General features: G+C 69.1%; 12 protein-coding genes. 8 read left to right on the top strand and 4 right to left on the bottom strand.

What is annotated here, in order from left to right; genetic code table 11:
* A complete protein-coding gene (locus IT306_27745) occupies window positions 1-2112 on the bottom strand; it encodes a glycosyltransferase family 39 protein (protein ID MCC7372240.1) in 2112 nt (703 codons plus the stop codon).
* A complete protein-coding gene (locus tag IT306_27740; GenBank protein ID MCC7372239.1) occupies window positions 2109-3629 on the bottom strand; it encodes a glycosyltransferase family 39 protein in 1521 nt (506 codons plus the stop codon). The genes IT306_27745 and IT306_27740 overlap by 4 nt, the downstream gene beginning before the upstream one ends.
* A gap of 215 nt (window positions 3630-3844) precedes the next feature.
* On the opposite strand from IT306_27740, the gene IT306_27735 reads away from it, so the two are divergent.
* Window positions 3845-6355 carry a glycosyltransferase family 39 protein gene (locus tag IT306_27735; protein MCC7372238.1) on the top strand — a complete coding sequence of 837 codons (2511 nt, stop codon included), beginning with the start codon at window positions 3845-3847 and terminating at the stop codon, window positions 6353-6355.
* A gap of 128 nt (window positions 6356-6483) precedes the next feature.
* Window positions 6484-8391, top strand: coding sequence for a hypothetical protein (locus tag IT306_27730; GenBank protein ID MCC7372237.1), 1908 nt, complete (start codon window positions 6484-6486; stop codon window positions 8389-8391).
* A gap of 36 nt (window positions 8392-8427) precedes the next feature.
* Here the strand turns inward: IT306_27730 and IT306_27725 are convergent, their stop codons facing one another.
* Window positions 8428-9942 carry a DUF2079 domain-containing protein gene (locus tag IT306_27725; GenBank protein ID MCC7372236.1) on the bottom strand — a complete coding sequence of 505 codons (1515 nt, stop codon included), beginning with the start codon at window positions 9940-9942 and terminating at the stop codon, window positions 8428-8430.
* Between the two features lie 662 nt (window positions 9943-10604).
* On the opposite strand from IT306_27725, the gene IT306_27720 reads away from it, so the two are divergent.
* The 3 genes from IT306_27720 to IT306_27710 all read left to right on the top strand — a co-directional run bounded on the left by IT306_27720 (window position 10605) and on the right by IT306_27710 (window position 14298).
* Entirely contained in the window at window positions 10605-12161 is a 1557-nt protein-coding gene (locus IT306_27720; GenBank protein MCC7372235.1) for a glycosyltransferase family 39 protein, read from the top strand.
* Window positions 12162-12429: 268 nt separating this feature from the next.
* A complete protein-coding gene (locus tag IT306_27715) occupies window positions 12430-13089 on the top strand; it encodes a hypothetical protein (protein ID MCC7372234.1) in 660 nt (219 codons plus the stop codon).
* Between the two features lie 252 nt (window positions 13090-13341).
* On the top strand, window positions 13342-14298 hold the full coding sequence (locus tag IT306_27710) for a zinc ABC transporter substrate-binding protein (protein MCC7372233.1): 957 nt from the start codon (window positions 13342-13344) through the stop codon (window positions 14296-14298).
* A 324-nt stretch (window positions 14299-14622) separates the two neighbouring features.
* Here the strand turns inward: IT306_27710 and IT306_27705 are convergent, their stop codons facing one another.
* A complete protein-coding gene (locus tag IT306_27705; GenBank protein MCC7372232.1) occupies window positions 14623-16038 on the bottom strand; it encodes an amidohydrolase family protein in 1416 nt (471 codons plus the stop codon).
* A 262-nt stretch (window positions 16039-16300) separates the two neighbouring features.
* On the opposite strand from IT306_27705, the gene IT306_27700 reads away from it, so the two are divergent.
* The 3 genes from IT306_27700 to IT306_27690 all read left to right on the top strand — a co-directional run bounded on the left by IT306_27700 (window position 16301) and on the right by IT306_27690 (window position 19274).
* On the top strand, window positions 16301-17401 hold the full coding sequence (locus tag IT306_27700) for an Ldh family oxidoreductase (protein ID MCC7372231.1): 1101 nt from the start codon (window positions 16301-16303) through the stop codon (window positions 17399-17401).
* 586 nt (window positions 17402-17987) lie between these two features.
* Window positions 17988-19094 carry an Ldh family oxidoreductase gene (locus IT306_27695; protein ID MCC7372230.1) on the top strand — a complete coding sequence of 369 codons (1107 nt, stop codon included), beginning with the start codon at window positions 17988-17990 and terminating at the stop codon, window positions 19092-19094.
* Window positions 19095-19130: 36 nt separating this feature from the next.
* Window positions 19131-19274: a phosphotransferase gene (locus IT306_27690; protein MCC7372229.1), complete on the top strand. Its 144-nt coding sequence runs from the start codon at window positions 19131-19133 to the stop codon at window positions 19272-19274.
* Window positions 19275-19467: the final 193 nt, after the last annotated feature.

Here is a 19467-nt window from a genome sequence, read left to right as displayed (position 1 = left end):
CTACTTCGCGTCGACGCTGTCGACGACGACGCGCGACGGGAATCGCCGAGCTTCCTGCGCGAGCCGCTCGGGGACGGATGTGATCTCCACCCACTCGCCGCTCGGCCGTCGCACGCCAACCACCACGTTGTACTCTGCGATGGCGTTCGGCAGCAGGATCCGGTGGGCGTCGATGGCGATGTCGTTCGGCTTCATCGTCGAGGTGCGGCTGTCCGGCCCGCCGACCGGCAGCGCGTCCTCGGCCACGACGTTGCCCTTCAGGTCCACCAGCTGCACGACGGCCTGGAGATCCTCGTCTATCGGCCGCAGGACCGCCCAGCGCAACGTCATCTCGATGGTGTCGCCGGGGTTGAGATCGTCCGACTTGAGGTACGGGCGCTCGTCCGACTTCAGGAAGGCCCGTTCGAGGCGCAGGCTGCGGGCCATCTCGGTGCCGGCGGCGTTGCGGCGCGGCGGCGGCGGCACGGCGAACAGGCGGGCGTACTCGATGCCGTTGATCTTGACGACCATCTCGCTGCGCTTGCCCCGGGTCACCATCCGCAGGCGGCTGGCAAGGTCACGCTGGACGGCGTTGACGTACAGCACGATGTAGTCGGCCATGGCCGCGTCGTACTGCTTGTCTGAGAGGACGGTGCCCTTAAACTGGGCGCTCATCACGCGCGGGTAGAAGCCAGCGACCGTCATGCGCTCGGCGTCGGGCTTCTTGTTCAGGTAGTCCGTCACGATGTCCAGCCCCTCGCCCCAGCCCACGACGAACGTTCGTCGGGCCGCCACGCCGCCGCCGAGCAGCGGGGTGTAGTAGGCCAGGTAGTAGGGGTAGACGTAGGCCGACAGGACCGCCTGCGAGACACCGAGCACCAGCAGCAGGGCCGGCAGCGCCTTGATGCCCGCGCCGTTCCTGATCCGTCGGAGCAGCAGCCAGAACCCGACAGCCGCCAGAACCTCGACGGTCGGGAAGACTGGCAGCAGGTAGCGGTCGAACTTCTTCGGCGCGGAGGCCATCATCAGGATGAACAGCACGATGAACACGCCGAGGATGGCGAGCCGTGCGCTCCAGCCAGCGGGAATCCGCCGGCCGAACGGCAGCAGCCCGACCACCAGCAGCACCAGCCCGAGCATCGTAGCAGGGGTCAGGCGGAACGCCAGCGCGACCACGTAGTAGAGCGGGCCGGGATCGCCGACCGGCTGGCCCATGAAGAAGTTCTCGTGGTCCGAGCCGCCGACGGTCTCGGTGTAGTCGATCATCTGGCGCAGCGTGCCGATAGGGTCCGTCCTGAACGACGGCCAGAGCAGCATCGCCACGACCAGCGCCAGGACACCCCAGGCCAGCCCGTCGCGCACGAGGCGCACCCAGGCCGGGCCGTTGCCAAGCTGCTTCCGCGCGATCATCGAGCCGAGGGCGATGATCGGCACGAAGATCGGCAGGAACGCGGACGGCGCTTTGCTCAAGAACGCGAGGCCAGCGGCGACGCCAGACAGGATCAGGAAGCTGATGGAGCCGCCCGCCCAGAAGTAGATCATCGCCGAGAAGATGCAGACCGTCATCCAGGTGGTGATGTTGCTGTCAACATGCGCCACCACCGAGTGCGCCAGGAAGAACGGCTCCAGCGCCAGCAGGACGCCGGCGATCAGCCCGACACCCGCGCCGAACAGCCGCCACGAGAGCAGCGCGATCACCACGACGCCGAAGGAGGTCAGCACGGCGAACGTGCGGCGGGCCAGGTGGAGCGTCTCCAGGTAGTTCGGGGCCTTCTCGAGGCCGTCGGGACGCACGTACTCGACGAGGGCCAGGGCGCGCGCCGGCCCCATCCCGATCAACGACGACCACATCGTCATGACGCCGGGGTGGCCGCTCTGGTAGGTGTCGGTGGGGATGTTCTGGGTCAGGCCGCGCGTGAACAGCGCCGTTCGGCCCATCCAGTTGCCTTCGTCCGTGGTCAGGTACCCGGTCAGGTTGATCATGCGCGGGTACAGCGCGACCAGGAAGAGGACGACGGCGCTGGCGATCACCAGCGCGCGGGTCCGCGCTGTCGTCTGCGCGCGGACGGTCGCCGCCGTACCGCGGGATGCGCCCGCCAGCGGGCCGATCCGTTCGAGGGTGCCAGAGCTCATCGGGCCGCTCCGCGCATCTTCCAGACCTCGACTCGGGTGTAGTTGACGTGGCGGAACGATGCCACGAGATCGGCGTTCGCTTCCATGAACCGCGCGTTGTTGTTCGTCACGTCCGATTTTGCCTTGGAGTCGAGTATCACGTACTCGGGGTTGATCTGGCTCACAAATTGCGCCCAGTTGACCTGCTGCTCGCGGCGGCTCCGCTCCCAGACGTAGAAGTCCACGAAGTCCAGGTAGTACGGCGGCCGCGACAGCCCGATCCAGAAGAGCGGCGGCGCGATCACACGTGAGCCCGGCGGGATCACCGCCTGAATCTCGCCGGTGAGCGAGTAGTAGTTCCGCTCCTCGAAGTTGCTGGCCGCCTGCGTGATGTCGCGAAAGTTGTCCTCGAAGCCCATCACGCCCACGGCCAGCAGCACCACCAGCGCCGACGCGACGACCCGCGAGCCGCCCAGGTGCTCGAAGACGTCCCCGATAGCGGCCGCCACCATCAGGATCAGCATCGGGAAGAAGAGGATCATGTAGAACTCGGTCTTGCTGCTGACCAGGATGGTGAAGACGACCAGCGACACGAGCCAGCCGACGAGCAGCGGGTCCAGCCGCTTCTGGCGGATCATCCGGATGGCCGCCGTCAGCACGCCGAGGCCGAGCAGCGCGCCCTCCATCCAGCGGTGGCCGAGGTACTGGGTCCAGCGGCCCAGCTCGGCGTCGAGGGGCGAGCCGCCGCGCGTCGCCAGGGCGGGCGGACGCTTGTCTACCCCGATCCAGTACTGGAACGCGTCGAGAAAGTGGACCGGGTCAGGCGCGATGCGGATCACGATGTAGTAGACCGCCCCCAGACCGATCCCCGCGACGTACAGCCAGGCATCCCGCTTCAGCACCCCGCGCCAGCCGTACTTCGCCAGGTATACAAACCCGACCATCGGCATGAACGCCAGCGAGTTCGGGTGGACGTCGAACGAGAGGCCCATCAACAGGCCGGCCAGCAGGCTCCAGCCCCGGCCCCCGTCCTGCACGTTGCGCAGCGCACAGTAGACGGCCGCCATCGTCAGCGTCGCCACGACGATGTCGGGGCGGATGATGTGGGCCGAGACCAGCCACGGTTGAGAGAGGGCCAGGAAGAGGACCGCGACCGCGCCGGCGGTCGGGCCGTAGAGGCGTCGGCCGGCCAGGAACACGGCGATGAGCAGCAAGCCGCCCCAGATCAGGTGGACGAGCCGCCCTTGCCACAGCCCCAGCCCGAACACCCGGAAGCTCAGGCCGACCGTAAACTGCTGCAGGCCGCCCTTATAGAGCGGATCGTGCTTGAAGACCGGGTCCAGCGTCTGGGCGGACGGATCGACGCCGCTGGCGACCCAGAAGGCGTTAGCCTCGCGACCTTCGTCGCCGTTGACCGCCGGCCAGGAGACGAGGTACGGGAGGTTCGCACACAGGTAGATGACGATAGCGCCGACGAGAAGCCAGTCACTCCGGGCGGCTGCCCGCTTGGCTGCCAGCGGCCAGTGGGCAGTGGCCAACGAGAGCTTCTCCCTCAGGGAACACCGCGCCCTGCAACACGAGGGCGATGTGGCAGCCGGGCTGCGAATGGGCTCGCCCGGCCGGGCCGTAGTCTACCGGGCGCGCGCCGGTTGACACAAGGAAGGCGGCAGCCGGGTTCCAGGTTCTAGGTTTCTGGGGGAATCTCCCGAAACCCAGAACCTGGAACCCAGAACCGCCGTAGAATACGGCTCGCATGATCCAACGTCCCGAGGCTCCCGCCAGTCAAGACCTCAGCGTCCTGGACGCCTGGAGGCAGCTCGGTCGGCCGCCAGCCCGACGGGCCGCTCCGGGGTACGTTGGCATCATGGCGGTCATTGTGCTGTTGAACCTCAGCGCGATGTCGGCCATCGCCGCTGCCGCCCTCCCCGAGCCGCTTCCGAAGATGCTGGCGGCGTTGCTGCACGTGGCGGTCGTGCCGGGCGCGCTGCTGGCGTTCATCCTGGTCCCCACGGACGAGGTCGATCTCGTCGAGTGGCTGACGCTGGCGTTCGGGCTGGGGCTGCTGGTGCTGGTGGTGGGCGGTGTCGTGCTGTCGCTGCTGCCCGGCCCGACAGGTCCGATCGCCGTCGTGCTGTGGACGGCCCTGCTCTCGCTCGGCCTGGCGACGTTCGCGTTCCAGCGCAGCAACACCTGGCGTCCGCCACGCCTGGGGTCGCCGTGGGCAACGCGCGGCGCGCTGCTGGTGCTGCTGGCGGCGGCGGCGGCGCGCCTGCCCGGCCTGGGCTACTCCGAGCTTCAGGGCGACGAGACGGAGATGGTGCTCCGGGCCACGGGCGTGATCCAGGGGTTTTCGGACGCCCTCTTCTATCATGGCAAGGGGCCGGGCGAGATCGTGGTGCTGGCGTTGCCCTACGGGCTGGCCCAGATCCTGAGCGAGGATGCTGCTCGCCTGCCATACGCCCTGGCGGGGATCGTCGGCGCGCTGGCATTCTCGCTGGTCGCCCGCCGCCTGCTCGGCGAGGCCGGCGGCGTGGCGGCCGGCCTGCTGATCGCCGTCAACGGCTACTTCGTGGCGTTCTCGCGGATCACGCAGTACCAGTCGTTGGTGCTGCTGCTCGGGATGCTCGCGCTGCTGTGCGCCGTGCTCTGGAGCCGAGGCGGCAGCCGCGTCTGGCCGCTGCTGGCGGGGGCGCTGGCGGGGGCCGGTGTGCTCGCGCACTACGACGCCCTCTTCGTGCTGCCGGCCATCGCCGTCGTCGTGCTCTGGCGCACCGGCTGGCGCGGCCTGCTCGACATCGACGCACTGCGCCCGTGGTTGTACGGCGCAGCGGCCGGACTCGCTGTCCTGGCCGTCTTCTTCGTGCCGTACGTCGACAGCCCGCTGTTTTCCCTGGTGACGGATCGCGTCAACGACCGTGTCGGTGCGGGCGCCATCCGCAACAACCTCGGGTCGATTGTCGCTTCGGCCACGCTCTATCTCGGGACGGCCTTCCCGCTCCTGGTGGCCGCGCTGGCGCTGCTGGGCCTCAGCGGGCTGATTGCGAGACCGTCGGGGACGCCGCCGGCGAGGGTCTGGCTGCTCGGGCTGGTCTGGGCACTGCTGCCGCTGGCCGTCTCGGCGTTCGTGGCGCGGAAGCCGGGCACGCACGTCCACGTCGCAACCAGCGGGATGATGTTGCTGGCGGCGGCGGGCTTCGCGACGGCCTGGGCGGCACTGGCATCCAGGCGGGCCGTCACCCTTGGAACAGGGGAGGCCCTCACCGGCCTGCTCCCGCGCTTCCTGCTGCTGGGCGGGTTGCTCGGCGGCGTCGCGCTGGTCGGGGCGTACCTCGTGCCGGTCTACCTCCGCACTGCCGCCGAAGTCGTCCGCGAGAACCGCGTCGAGAGCCTCCCGCTGGCGTGGCGACCGCCCGGTGGCCTGCCTACCAAGGAGCGCTTCGGGTTCCCGTATCAGGCGGGCTGGAAGGCGGTCGGCGCGCTCTACGCCAACGGGACGCTGCGTGGCACCTACGATTCGAACGAGCAGCCGCAGGTGACGTACTGGTACACCCGTGGCGTCTGGCGGTGCAGCGCCACCCCCCGCTACTACCTGATCGCCGAGAACGTGCAGGATGAGCTGGACACGCCGGAGCGCGTCATCAACAACGAGTACCACCCCATCGGGCGGATCACCGTGGCCGGCGAGCCGAAGCTTCGTGTCTTCGAGCGGGGCCGCGCCCAGCCCGGCGCCCGCCAGACGACCTGGGCCGCCGAAGACCTGACCGCCGCCTTCGTGCAACAGGCCAGCCGCCCGACGTTCGATCCCGGGGAGTGGGCGCGTGGCGTGGTCTCCCGCGAAGGGACGCCGCTCACCGTCCGCTACGGCGACGAGATCGACCTGCTGGGCTATCAGGTGCTGGCCGAGGATCCTCGTCCGGGCGGCGTCGTGCGGGTCGATCTCTTCTGGCTGCCGCATGTCTCGGCGCGGGAGACCCACCGCATCGACGTGCAGCTTGGCAGCGAGCCGCGCATCGGCGATGGCAGCGGGCCGGCCTGCGACTCGTCCGGCGACGACCGCGACTGGCGGGCCGGCCGACCGTTTACCCAGCGGATCAGCATCCCGATCGCGGCCGGAGCGGCGGCAGGCAGCTATCCGCTGCTGGTGAGCGTCAGCCGGACCGAGCAGGGGGGCGGCGCGCTCACGCCGACCGGTGAATTGTCAACCAGAGGGCCGCTGGTGGAGATCGGACAGGTGGAGATCGGGGCGGGCAGTGGCGGTCGGTAACAGGCATGGCGCCGCTCGTGCTCGGCGGTGGCGCGTCAGTGGGTGAGATCCTTCGCTCCGCTCAGGATGACAGGGAGCGCCAGGACGACGGTGTGCGCCCGGATGACAGAGCACGTTGGGACGACGGTGTGCGCCTGGACGACGGTGTGCGCCGGGCCTCGGGAGACCGTGGCGACGCCGGGTCGGAGTCTTGGTGCGAGGCGGTCGTGGCCGGCGTCCTGGGGACGCTGGGATCGCTGCTGTTTCGCGGATTCGAGGGCGGGCGCTGGTCGGACATCCCGATCTTCAAGTCGTTCGTCGATCCACGCCTCTATCTGAACGATCCGTTCATCCAGGCCCTCCACGAGGGCACGCCAGCCGCCTACACCTATCGCTTCATCGCCGGGGCGATCGGGGCCCTGCCCTGGCTGCCGCTGGAGTGGGCGCTGTTCGTCCTGTTCGTGCCGGCGAGCGTCGCCAGCCTGGGACTGGCCTACCTGATCGCCCGGCGGCTCGTCGGCGACCGTCTGAGCGCCGTGCTGTTCCTGGCGCTCTACGTGGCCGGGTTCCGCATGCTGACCGTCGGCAGCCCGATTCTCCACTCCGCCGAGCTGACGCCAGCCTTCCTGGCCCTGCCATTCCAGCTTGGCGCGCTCTACGCCTTCCTCCGCGAGCGGCATGCGCTGGTCGGCATCGTGGCCGGGCTGGGCGTCGTCATCCACGCGCCAACGACGTCCTATGTGGGGCTGGCCATCGGGCTGGCCTATGTGCTGCGGATCCGCCACTACGGCCTCAAGAACACGGCCATCGCCGGCGGCTTGATGGTGATGTGCAGCGCCCCGACGACGGTCGGGGCGCTGCTCCAGCATGCTGCGCCGCTGCCGGGCTGGGCGCTGCAGCTTGCCCGCATCGAGCTTGCTACCGATCTCTCGGTCGCGGTGAACTGGGGGCGGGCCGGGCTGCTGCTCTACAACGTCGTGGGCGGCATCCTGCTGGCGGCAGCCCTGCTCGTTGCCCGGCCCACCGCCGAACGCCGGGCGGTCCTGGCTCTGTTCGTCGGCGTGGCCTTGCTCTGCGTCGTCGCATTCGTCTTCATCGACGTGACCTTGCGCGGGCCGATCAGTACGCTGGTGGCCCGGCTGCAGCTTCCACGCGCCGCCTGGGTAGTGGACATCCTCGGCCTGGTGTATGTGGCCGATCTCCTGCGACGGTCCTGGGCCGATACCTGGGCGCCACGCCTCGTCCTGGCCGTCCTGTTCGGCGCGATGCTGGTCTCGCCGTCCGACTTCGTGCCGCTGGAACCGATCTGGGCCGTGGCGACGTTGTTGCTCGTCGCGGGGCTGGCCGCCCAGCGCTGGCTGCCGGCCTCGCAGCGCCGAGCCGTCTTCCTGGGCCTGTCGGTCCTGGTCGGCCTGAGCCTGCCGCTGTTCGCCGGGCTGCGCCTGCTGACGCCGCTGCGCCGACTCGGGCAGTTCGACCTGGACGACGGCCTGAAGGCTGCCGCGATGGTCCTGGTCATCCTGGCGGGTTGGGGCGTCCACGAGGCCGCGCGCCGCCGGCTGGCGCTCCGTGGCGCGCTGGCGGCCGGCCTGACGGTGCTCCTGGTCGGGGCGTTCCTGGTGCGCGGCTCGACGGACTGGCTGCATCAGGCGAGGCATCGCGGCGGGTTGGCCTCGGCGGCGCAGTTCCAGGAGTGGGCGCGCACTCAGACGCCGGTCGACAGCGTCTTCCTGATCCTGCCGAGCGAGCCGAACAACGACGACTTCTACATGAACGCCGACCGGGCGCTCTACCTCGTCCGCGAGCGCGCGAACCAGGCCGTCTACTTCCCGTCGCACAACGAGGAGTTCCGAGGTCGAGTTGAGGGGCTGGGCGTCAGCAACGTGCTGCGCTACCGCGAGGAGCTAGATCAAGCGTACCGCCGGCTGACCGAGGATCGCATCCGCGAGCTGGCGGCGCGCTACAAGGTCACCCACTTCGTGCCGGCCCGGGCCGGTGACTTCAGTTTCCCGGTCGTGTACCAGCAGGGGGCCTGGACGGTCTACGAGGTCCGCTGACGCACTGGTCCGCTGACACACTGGTCCGCTGACGCACTACTGCGCGCGCACGTAGACCTTCCAGCCGATCGGGTAGCTCTTCTCCAGCCGGTAGCCGAGGGCGGGCAGCTGCCCCACGAAACGGTCGAGCTTGCCGAGGCGCCGCGGCCAGGTGACGATCGCCGAGGGCTGGTAGCGCTGGACGTAGTCGAGCGCCAGCGGAGCCGTCAGCGAGCCGGCATCGATGCGCGTGCCGCTGGTGTCCACGAGGTATGGGATCACCAGCCGGCGCGCCATGGAGGCCGCCAGCGGATTGTCGGCCAGCACCCAGCCGTCGGGCGGAGTGTGGGAGCGGATGATCTCGGCGATCTCCAGGTCGGCGGCACGGTCGCGGCGCTCGGCGGCGACGCGCGGAGCCTCGCGCAGCAGGTACTGGTCGGCACGGTGGAGCGTGGGGACCGTTGCCAGGTAGCCGACGATGCCGGCCGCGCCCAGGAGGGATGCCGCCACGGTGAACGCCTGCCGCTGCCGACCATGCGGCGCAATCCGTCCCGTGAACACGGCCCAGGCCCGCCATGCGGACTGCCAGCCCAGGCCAGCCCCGAGCGCCGCCAGCAGCGCCACCGGCGGCAGCAGGTAGACGATGTGCTTGTCTGCCAGATCGCCGTACTCGACGAACAGACCGAAGACCGCGCCAGCCCAGGCCAGCAGCGCCACAGTCAGGCGGGGGCGCAGCCAGAGCCCCAGGAGCGTCCCGACCGCCGCCAGCGCGTACAGGCCGGGGCTTTCCCGGCTCATGATGTTGTAGGTGAGGCGGAGGTTCTCGGCGGCCTTCGCACCGGCCGTGCTGCCGGCCCCCGTGCGATACGCCCCCAGGTTGTCCCAGACGCCGGCCGGCCCGAGCAGCAGGATCGTGATGGCGCAGGCGACGCCGAAGACCGTGCCGTAGATCGCGAGGTCGGCCGCCACCCGCCGCCACGGCCAGGCGAGCGCCGGACGGCGACGCGCGCCCGGCGGCCAGAGCAGCAGGACAGCCACCACCGCGCCGAACGGCACGGCCATCGGCTTGATCAGGACCGAGAGCGCGCACCACAAGGCCGAGACGATCAGCAGCCAGCGGCGACCTGTCCGTTCGTAGGCGAGCAGGCAGCCGAGCGCCAGCACGGCCGGGCCGATGGTCGGGATCTCGGCAAGCGCCAGCCGCGAGCCTTCGAGAAAGGTCGGGCTGATGCCCAGGATCAGGATCGCGGCCACGCCGGCGAGTGGGCCGGCCGCCTGCCGCATGCTCCACCACGCGCCCGCCAGCGCCACGACCGAGCAGACCACGACGCCAGCTCGCGCAGCCGTCAGCGTCTGCCCGAACAGCAGGTAGAACGGGTAGAGCAGATCGAGCAGCAGCGGCCCCTGCGACGCGAAGATGTCACGGAACGGCCGGTAGCCGGCCGACATCAACAGGAGCTGCTGCACCCGGATCCCCTCGTCAAACGAGCCGGTGTAGGCGTCGAGGTTGGCGGTCCGCAGGCGCAATGCCAGCCACGCCAGCCCGCCGAGCGCCACGATCTCCAGCAGCAAGGGCCAACGGGCGCGGGCGCTCGTGGCAGCAGAGCGTCCTGGAGACCTGGCGGGGGCCGCGGGGGCCAAATCGACCATGCTGCGGGTGAGTGTGACGGATGCTCGGGCAGAGCGTCCATCGCGGCACTGGCGGGCTGAAGCGTACTGGCGGGCTGACGCCGAGGCCCGAGCACAACGCAGGGCCGCAGCCTGCAGGCTGCGGCCCTGTTGGTCTCCCGATTCCGTAGGGACCAGTCCGACGAATCTGAGAACTAGTCGTTGCCGTCGTCGGAGGACTGGTTGCTCAGGTCGTCGCTCTCCAATGGATCGTTCGTGATCTCGATGTCCGAATCCAGCTCGCGCAGGTCGCGCATGTGTCCCGCTCCTTTCGGATCGCGCCTGTAGGCGCGTACCTCAGCATTCGCCCGCAGGCTCCGCAAGCGGGCTGTCCCCCTCACACGGAACCGCGAGCAAGAGCATAACGTACGACTCGAAGGGCGTCAAGAATCTTCTTTCGAGCGGCTGAGCATCGCCGGAAACCCGACAATTGAGCCGCCACCTGGAACACATCGGTACACTCCGTGCCCATGCAGCAGCCTCAGGCCACCTCCGCACCACGATCGGCCGGACCCGCCCGTCTGCAGCCGTCAGCGCGGTCGGGAACGGTCGGCTGGAGCCGGCGCGTGCGCCTGGTAGATCGGGGTGGACCGCTGACGCTGGTGGCGGTCCTTGCGCTGACGCTGGCAGCCCTCTGGATCCGCCTGGACGGCCTCCAGGGCTGGGACGGCACCCTCACCGTGGACGAGGCGCGGCTGGCGCTGGCCGCGCGCGGCATCAACCAGACCGGACTGCCACGGCTGCCGTCTGGCTGGGTCTACACGCGCGGTCTGCTCGCCACCTACCTGACCGCGCCTTCGCTGGCGCTCCTGGGGGAGTCCGACTTCGCGACGCGCCTCCCGGCCGTGCTGGCCGGCGCGCTGCTCGTTCCGGTGGCGTACCTCCTCGGGCGAGAGGTGGCCGGGCGGCTGGGCGGACTGGCCGTGGCCGCGCTGTGCGTTGGGCATCCGTCGCTGGTGGTGTGGTCGCGGCAGGCGTGGTTTTACGCGCTGTTCGTGCTGCTGTTCGCCCTGGCGCTGCTGTTCCTGCTGCGGGCCGCGCGCACCGGTCGCCCGAGCGATCAGCTCCTGGCCGGGGTGTGCGTCGGGCTGAGCGCGTTCGCCCACGAGGCCGGCATGTTCTTGCTGCTGCCGCTGACCGTTCAGGCCGGCCTGGCGCTGTGGCCTGTGCGCCGGGACCGCGCAGGCTGGTGGCCGCCCGTCGTGTCGGTGGGGATCGTCGGGCTGGCCGCCGTGGCGCTCTGGCTGCTGGTGACCCACCTGCGCGCCGAGAGCCTCGTCGGCGCATACGGCGAGGTCGAGGAGTACCTGAGCCCGTCTGTCGAGTGGGCGCGGATCCGGTTCTACCTGCGGATGCTCGCGGACGGTCCCGGGGTGTTGCTGGCCGGGGCCGTACTCGGCACCGGGTTGGCGATCCGCCGGAAGCTCGTGCCAACGCTCTTGCTCTGGCTGGCGCTGCTGCCGTCGTTCGTCCACGCGGCGTTCCTGATCCCGCGCGGGCCGCAGGAGCGGTACGGCCTGGCGATGCTGCTGGTGATCGTGGTGCTGGGCGTGCAGGGCCTGCGCCAGCTTGCCGAGGCAGCCGCCGGGCTGGCCGAGCGCCGCCGGCGCCTGGGCGTCCCGCCCGATCTGCTGACGCCGCTTGTCGTCGGGCTGGCCCTGGTTGGGACGGTGGCGGCGCATCAGGACGTCCGCCGCGCCGTCGACCGAGCAGCGCTCTCGGCCAGGGAGGGCGCGTGGCTGCGGCAGGCGCGATCGTTGGGCATCGACGGTGACGCTGTCGTGATGACGGACGTGCCGACGACAGTTGGCTGGTACATCGGCGGCCTGGATTTCTGGGTCAGCAGCCACGACTACGAAAAGTACACAACCCGTGTCGGCGATATCCGTCGGGACGTACATACCGGGGCGGTGCTGGTCAGAAGCCGGGGCGACTACGACCGGCTGGTGGCCCGGCCGCTTGCAGGACGGCAGGTCTGGGTGATAGCCTCTGGCCGCAATTACCAGTGGGGCGAGCTGGTCGACGATGACCTCAAGTCGTTACTCGACCGTAGCGCGTCACAACGGGTAAATCCTGGCGACAATACAAGGATTCTGCTAGTCAACCTTCCGTCCGGGTCTTGACAACAGGCTCACAAAACTGTAGGCTCGCGTTGTCGTGGAACCGCGGTGGTCTGAAAGCCATCAGCACTCCCCGGTCCTCCCCACGCCAACCGTGGTCGCCGCGCCTTCGGTTGCAGTGTAGGGGTACGCGTCGGGCGGTCGGACGAGGGGAAGCGGGAGGTGGGTTTAGGAACGTCTTCAGGGGAGATTCCCAGGTTGAGGTCCAGGCTTTTACCGTCCCCTCGTGTTCGTGTGCGCGGCAACCGCGGGTAACTTTTTGGAGGATTGAATGCGGAAGCTTTCGTCCATCGCTGGCGCGGCTCTTCTGGCCGTGACAGCTTTCGCCTCGCCGGCGAGCGCCCAGAGTGGCGCGGCTGGTGGCTCGTGCGGCACCTCGGCTGGTGCTTACGGTCTCACCGATCTGAACTCGGCCTCGTACGGCTCGAACAGCCACGGCGTGCCGGCGCTGTTCTACACCGTGAACTACTCGGGCGTGTCCGCTCCGACGACCGTCGGTGTCATCGTCCGGTACAACGGCGAGCTTGAGTCGCAGCAGGCCGTGGCCAGCTTCACCGCCCAGAACTCGGGTGGCTCGTTCGACGGCGCGATCCGGGCGAACATCTCCCCCGAGGCCCAGGGCGGCGGCAACGGTATCGACGTCGGCCTCCGTGGCCGGTCGGACGGTGGCCCGTCCCAGGGTGACAACCAGAGCGGCAACGGCCAGGGTGGCCGCGCGGGCCGTGGTGGTCCTGCGACCCAGGGTAGCGCGACTCAGGCCGGGATCACCCCGGGCGAGTACGTCTTCTACGTCTACACCGGCAGCCGCGGCGACGTCTACAACGTCAAGGACGGCACGGTTGCGCTGAACGCGTTCATCGCTGACGAGAAGGGCTACCTCGGCTCGTTCTCCTGCGGCGTCTCGACCGACCAGGGTTCCGGCCCAGGTTGATCGGCTGTCGCCGGCTACGGCGACCAAAAGAGGCGGGGCGGCCCGGCCGGGCAGCCCCGCCTCTTTTTATGAGCAGTCGATGATATCTCGTCTCATCTATGGCGTTGAGCGCACGCCCTCGGCTATCCTACTGATACTGCGTTTCGTCTGTGGAGGCGCGTGGACGCCCGCTCCGGCTGGCGGTTTCGGCCCTCCCTGCTGTCCGTGCGCCTGGTCTGCCCGGCCATGCGCGTTCTGCTGAGGAGCCGCGCTATGGCTAAACCGCTCGCGCTTGCGCTGGCGCTGATCGTCGCTCTCGCGGTCGCCGTCATCGGCCCGTCCGTCTCATCCGCCCAGCCGGCTGCCCGGGCGGCATCGCAGCCATCCGCTCAGGCCCGCGCGGTGCGGGTCGTCGTCGGCATGGGCATCGTCAAGGATCTAGTCGAGCAGGTCGGCCGGGACCGCGTTGAGGTCTTCAGCGTCGTGCCGGCTGGCGCTGACCCGCACACCTACCAGCCGACCCCGCGTGACATCCAGTCGATGCAGGGCGCGCGGCTGGCCGTCTGGAACGGCCTGGGCATCGACGACACGGCAGCCGACCTCGTGGCGGAACAGCTGCTGCCGGACCTGACCACGGTGGTCCTCAGCGCGGGCGTCACGCCGATGGCCGGCAGCCAGGACGAGGACGAAGACACCCACGGCCATGCCCACGCCGAGGGCAACCCGCACCTCTGGCTGGATCCGATGTACGCCATCGCCTACGTCGAAACGATCCGCGACACCCTCTCCGAGGTGGACCCGGCCGGCGCGGACACCTACAGGGCCAACGCCACGGCGTACATCGGCGAGATCGCGGCGCTGGACGCCTGGGCGAAGGGAGAGATCGCGAAGCTGCCGGCTGAGCGGCGCAAGCTCGTGACCTTCCACGACGCCTTCCCCTACTTCGCGGCCCACTACGACCTCGAGCTGATCGGCGTGGTGGTCAAGAGCCCGGGTCGCGAGCCGTCCGCCCAGGAGGTCGCGGCGCTGGTGACGGAGATCAGGTCGCACAACATCCCGACGGTCTTTGCCGAGCCGCAGTTCAACGCGCGCATCCTGGAGCTGGCGGCCCGAGACGCGGGCGTAGAGGTCAAGCGGCTGTACAGCGACGCCTTCGACTCCCAGGTGAAGACCTACCTCGACCTGCTCAGGTTCAACGTCACGTCGGTGGTGGAAGGCCTCAACAGGTAGGGCGTGGGTCGTAGGTCGTAGGGCGTGGGGTTGGTGAAAGCGTGCAAGTTGCAGTTGTCATCCTGAGCGCAGCGAAGGACCTCACCCGCTGACCGTCACGTTCGCGTCATCTGCTGACCGGCAACGCTCATATCACCCGCCGACCAGCAACGTTCGCGTCAGCGGGTGAGGTCCTTCGCTGCGCTCAGGATGACATGGGGGGTGCGTCTTTACTGCATCGCAGCGGCGCACGTCAGCAGGCATGCTTTCACGCCTCACGCCTCACGCCTCACGCCTCACGCCTCACGCCTCACGCCTCACGCCTCACGACCCACCTCCCACGCCCTACGATCCCCCACCCATGGAATGCGGGGCGTACAGGCCCGAACGCGCCAGATCCACGACCTCCGCCGCGACGCCGGCCTGTCGGGCCGCCCGCTCGCCGCGCGTCGTGGTCACCAGCGTTCCGCCGCTGCCGACGATGACGCCATCCAGGCAGATCGGGCGGCCAGCGGCGATGGTCGCCTTGACGGTGCGCGTTGCCACGTCCACCAGGGCGCAGTCGGCATCGGCTCCGACGCCCAGGTGGCCCTTCCGGTCCAGGCCAAGCATCCGGGCGGGGGCCAGCGCCGCCTTCTGCACGAAGGTCATCAGGCTCAAGCCGCCGAGCGCCACGATGGCAAGGCCGTGATCGACGGTCACGTTGCGCGGGATGCCGCCGCCGTCGGTCGAGAGCGCGTCCACCGCGAATCGACCGTCCGGCCGCCGCGCCGTCGCCAGGATGAACTGGCTGGTCGGGTCGTTGACGGGGAACGAGATGCCGATGGCCGTCCCCAGCTCTTGCCAGAGATCGCGGGCCGCCTGGCCGGTCAGCAGCCGATTGGCGTCGCCGGCGCCGTCCACCACCGAGCAGTAGCCGTCGAGCATCGCCCGTTCGAGTCCGGCCTCGGTGACGGGATAGTTGCCCATGATCAGGCAGTTGCGAGCCGTGCCGCTGGCCGGCACGCCATCCACGATCTTGCCGGAGGTACCGTTCGCCCGCGCCAGGTACGACTCCGAGCGCAGGTTCGGGTGGCGCACCAGGATGTCGATGGCCTCCTTCGCCTCGTCGATGGCGTCGAGCACCATGCCCCGGCAGTACGAGTTGACGTGGGCGATGTGGAGCGGGCCGCCGTCCGCCAGCGCTGCCGACTCGCGCAGGCCGTGAAGGTCGCTGCCGGTGACCGTCGAGCCGACGTGGAAGGCTGCGTAGGCTGTGCGGGCGCGGGCCGCTCGGAAGATCTCGGCGGTGGCGTCGGGCGTGTACGGGTAGTGCCCGCCCAGCACCTTGACACCGATGGCGCCGCGCTCCAACGAGCGGTCGAGCGCCGCCCCGATCTCCGAGGCGGTCGGTGAGGCGTTGGGCAGCTCGTTGCCGGGCGTCGGCGAGTCGAGCGAGGCGATGGTCAGGCCGGCCCCCGCCAGCTTGATGCCTTCCAGCACATCCCGTACGTCGCCCGAGAGATTGAGCGCCGTCGTGACGCCGGCCCGAGCCATCATGGCGTGCCCCGGGCGGAACTCGCCGCTGACGTGGGCATGGCTGTCCACCAGCCCGGGCATCACGACCAGCCCGGCCGCCTCGACCACCTGCGCGCCCTTCGGCACGCTGAGCCCCTGCCCGACCTCGCTGACGCGGCCATCCTCAAAGATCAGGTCGGCCACGCCATCCTGCCGGTTGCGCGGATCGACCAGCCGGCCGCCGCGCACCATCAGCTTCGCCACGATGGAACCTCCCGGGCCGGCCCGGCATCGAGCGGAAACGGTCGGGCGGCCAGCGATAGGATAACGAGCCGGTCGCCGCCGTTCGATGCGGCGCGGCTTGACGCGGGCCGTCCGCCCGGCCTACCGTCCCAGACGACGTGTAGCGGCGCGCATGGGTGCGCGCCTGCAGGACGGCTCGATGCGGACCCGTGACCTCGCGGTAGGCTCGCCGCCCATGCACAGCCAACCCGGAAGCGATATCCAACCGAGGAGGGTGCCAGCGATGGCGGAGCCAGTACGAGTAGCAGCCGTGGTGCCGTGGGAGAGACTGGTTGACTTCGCGCAGCGGGCCTACGAGGCCGCTGGCTGTCCGCCGGCCCAGGCCCGCGATGCCGCCGAGGCGATTGTCGATGCTGACGGCCACGGCACGACGACCCACGGCCTGAAAAATCTGCGGATGTACATCACCAACCTCAAGGAGGGCCGCGCCAACCCCACGCCGAACATCCAGGTGGTCGGCGGCTCGAAGGCCGTGGCCGTGATGGCGGCCGACCGGGCGCTTGGGCACGTGGCGGCCTACGCGGGCATCCGCAAGGCGATCGAGCTGGCGAAGGAGTACGGGACCGGCACGGTAGTGGTGCGCGACAGCAACCACTACGGCCATTCCGGCTTCTGGGCGAGCGTGCCGGTGCGCCACAACATGATCGGCTTCTCGTTCACCAACGCCGGCCCGACGATGGCGGCGTGGGGCGGCAAGGAGGCGATTGTCGGGAACAACCCGCCGTCCTGGGCGATCCCGTCGAAGGTCTCCGATCCGTCGAAGTCCCTCCCGGCTGCCGAGTACGAGCCAGTCTTCCTCGACATGGCCCTGAGCGTGGTGGCCGGCAACCGGCTCGACATCTACCGGCGACGCGGCGAGTCGATCCCCGAGGGCTGGGCCTTGAACAAGGACGGCTTCCCGACGACCGATCCGAACGACCAGCGCGCCGGCGGCACCCTCTTCCCGATGGCCGGCTACAAGGGCGTCGGGCTGGCCGTGGTGCTGGGCATGATGACCTCGTTCCTGGCCGGCAGCATGTTCGACGACCAGAAGCGCGACCCGGTCACGAAGGCGTTCACGCCCGGCACGACGGGCCATTTCTTCCAGGTCTACAACATCGAAGCGTTCACCGACCTCGAAGAGTTCTGCAAGCAGGTCCGCGAGGCCCGGGGTCGCATCCAGGCGTCGCCGCCGCGCGAGGGCGTCTCTCAGGTGCACGCGCCCGGCGACCTGGAGAACGCCAAGGCCAGGGCGCACCTGCAGGGCGTGCCGCTGGAGCAGTTCACGCTGGACGACCTGGCCTGGGTGGCCGAGTTCGTAGGCGTCCAGTACGACATCGTATGAGGTTCCAGGAGTCAGGAGTCAGGAAGGGCATGTCATCCCGCGGGCATGTCATCCCGCGGGCATGTCAGGGCGATTGCATGTTGATGTCGTCGTGCCGCCGCGTCGGGGCGATTGCATGTTGAGCGCGTCGTGCCGCCGCGTCGGGGCTTGAAAGCCCCGCCTACGATCCTGCAGTCGCTGCGCGACGCTCCGGTCTCACCTGTTGCTGCTGTTCCCTGTGTCCGTCGCGCAGCGACTGAATGCGTGTAGGCGGGGACTTCAGTCCCCGACCGCCCGTTCCATGATGCTTCGGGTACACCAATGAACATGCAATCGCCCTGGAGGGCACGTCATCCTGAGGGCATGTCAACCCGAGGGCATGTCATCCTGAGGGCATGTCATCCTGAGCGAAACGAGCTTGCGAGTGCAGCGAAGGATCTCACCCGCTGACCGTCAAGCCCGCGTCAGCGGGTGAGGTCCTTCGCTGCGCTCAGGATGACAACGGGGAGTCGCAGCTTTTAGCCGACAGTACTCCTGACTCCTGACTCCTGACTCCTGACTCCTGACTCCTGACTCCTGACTCCTGACTCCTCCGGGGAGGTTACTGATGGTCGAGATGGTGCGCGTCGCTGCCGTCGTTCCGTGGGAGCGCTGCGTTCAGTTCGCGGCCCGCGCTTTCGAGGCGTGCGGCGTGCCCGCCGATCAGGCCCACGACGCCGCCGAGGCGCTCGTGAACGCCGATGGGACCGGCACGGTGACCCACGGGCTGAAGAACCTGCGTCTCTACGTCACCGAGTTGAAGGATGGTCGCGCTAACCCGACGCCTGACATCCGAGTGGTGGGCGGCTCGAAGGCCGGCGTCGTGATGACTGGCGACAACGCACTCGGGCACGTGGCCGCCTACGCCGGCATGCGCAAGGCCATCGAACTGGCGAAGGAGTACGGCTCGGGCACAGTCCTTGTGCGCGAGAGCAATCACTACGGCCACTCCGGCTTCTGGGCCAGCCTGGCGGTGCGACACAACATGATCGGGTTCGCGGTGACCAACGCCACCAACGGCATCGCGCCGTTTGGCGGCAAGGAGCCGTTGATCGGGAACAACCCGCCATCCTGGGCCATCCCGACCCGCATCGTGGACCCGAACGTCCGCCTGCCCGATGCCGAGTATCAACCGGTCTTCCTCGACATGGCCCTCAGCACGGTGGCTGGCAACCGACTCGACATCTACCGTCGGCGCGGTGAGCCGGTACCGGCGGGCTGGGCGCTCGATCAGGATGGCTTCCCGACCACCAGCGCCACGGCTCGCAACGAGGGCGGCACGCTGACGGCCATCGCCGGCTACAAGGGCGTCGGGTTCGCCGTGGTGATGTCGATGATCACCTCGTTCCTGGGCGGCAGCCCGAACGACTGGGAGAGGATCGATCCGGAGTCACGGAAGCGCAAGCCGGCCCACACCGGCCACTGGTTCCAGGCCATCGACATCGCGCAGATGACCGACCTCGAGACGTTCACGCGCAGCGCCCGCGAGGCCCGTGAACGGTTCCAGGCGTCGCCGCCGCGCGAGGGCGTCGAGCGCGTGTACGCGCCCGGCGACCTGGAGAACGAGAAGGCACGCGCCTACCAGACCGAAGGCGTGCCGCTGGAGCAGTTCACCATCGACGATATGAGCTGGGTCGCGGAGATGCTCGGCATCGAGTTCAACCTGCTGCGGTAGGCTGCCTCGTGGCTCGTGGCTCGTGGCTCGTGGCTCGTGGCTCGTGGCTCGTGGATCGTGGATCGTGGATCGTGGATCGTGGATCGTGGATCGTGGATCGTGGATCGTGGATCGTGGATCGTGGATCGTGGATCGTGGATCGTGGAAGCGTCACGGCTGACACGTGCCGCACGCTCGTAGCAAGCACGCAACTCCCCATGTCATCCTGAGCGCAGCGAAGGACCTCACCCGCTGACCGTCACGGTGGGGAGATCCTTCACGTCGCTCGCAAGCTCGCTCGTTCAGGATGACAGACTCATTGCTGACCGCTGACGCAAACGTCGAGCGTCAGCAGATGGGTGAGCGTTGACGGTCAGCGGGTGAGGTCCTTCGC

The sequence above is a fragment of the Chloroflexota bacterium genome (assembly GCA_020850535.1).
Taxonomy (GTDB): Bacteria; Chloroflexota; UBA6077; order UBA6077; family JACCZL01; genus JADZEM01.
This window is presented reverse-complemented; position numbering and strand designations above follow the sequence as displayed.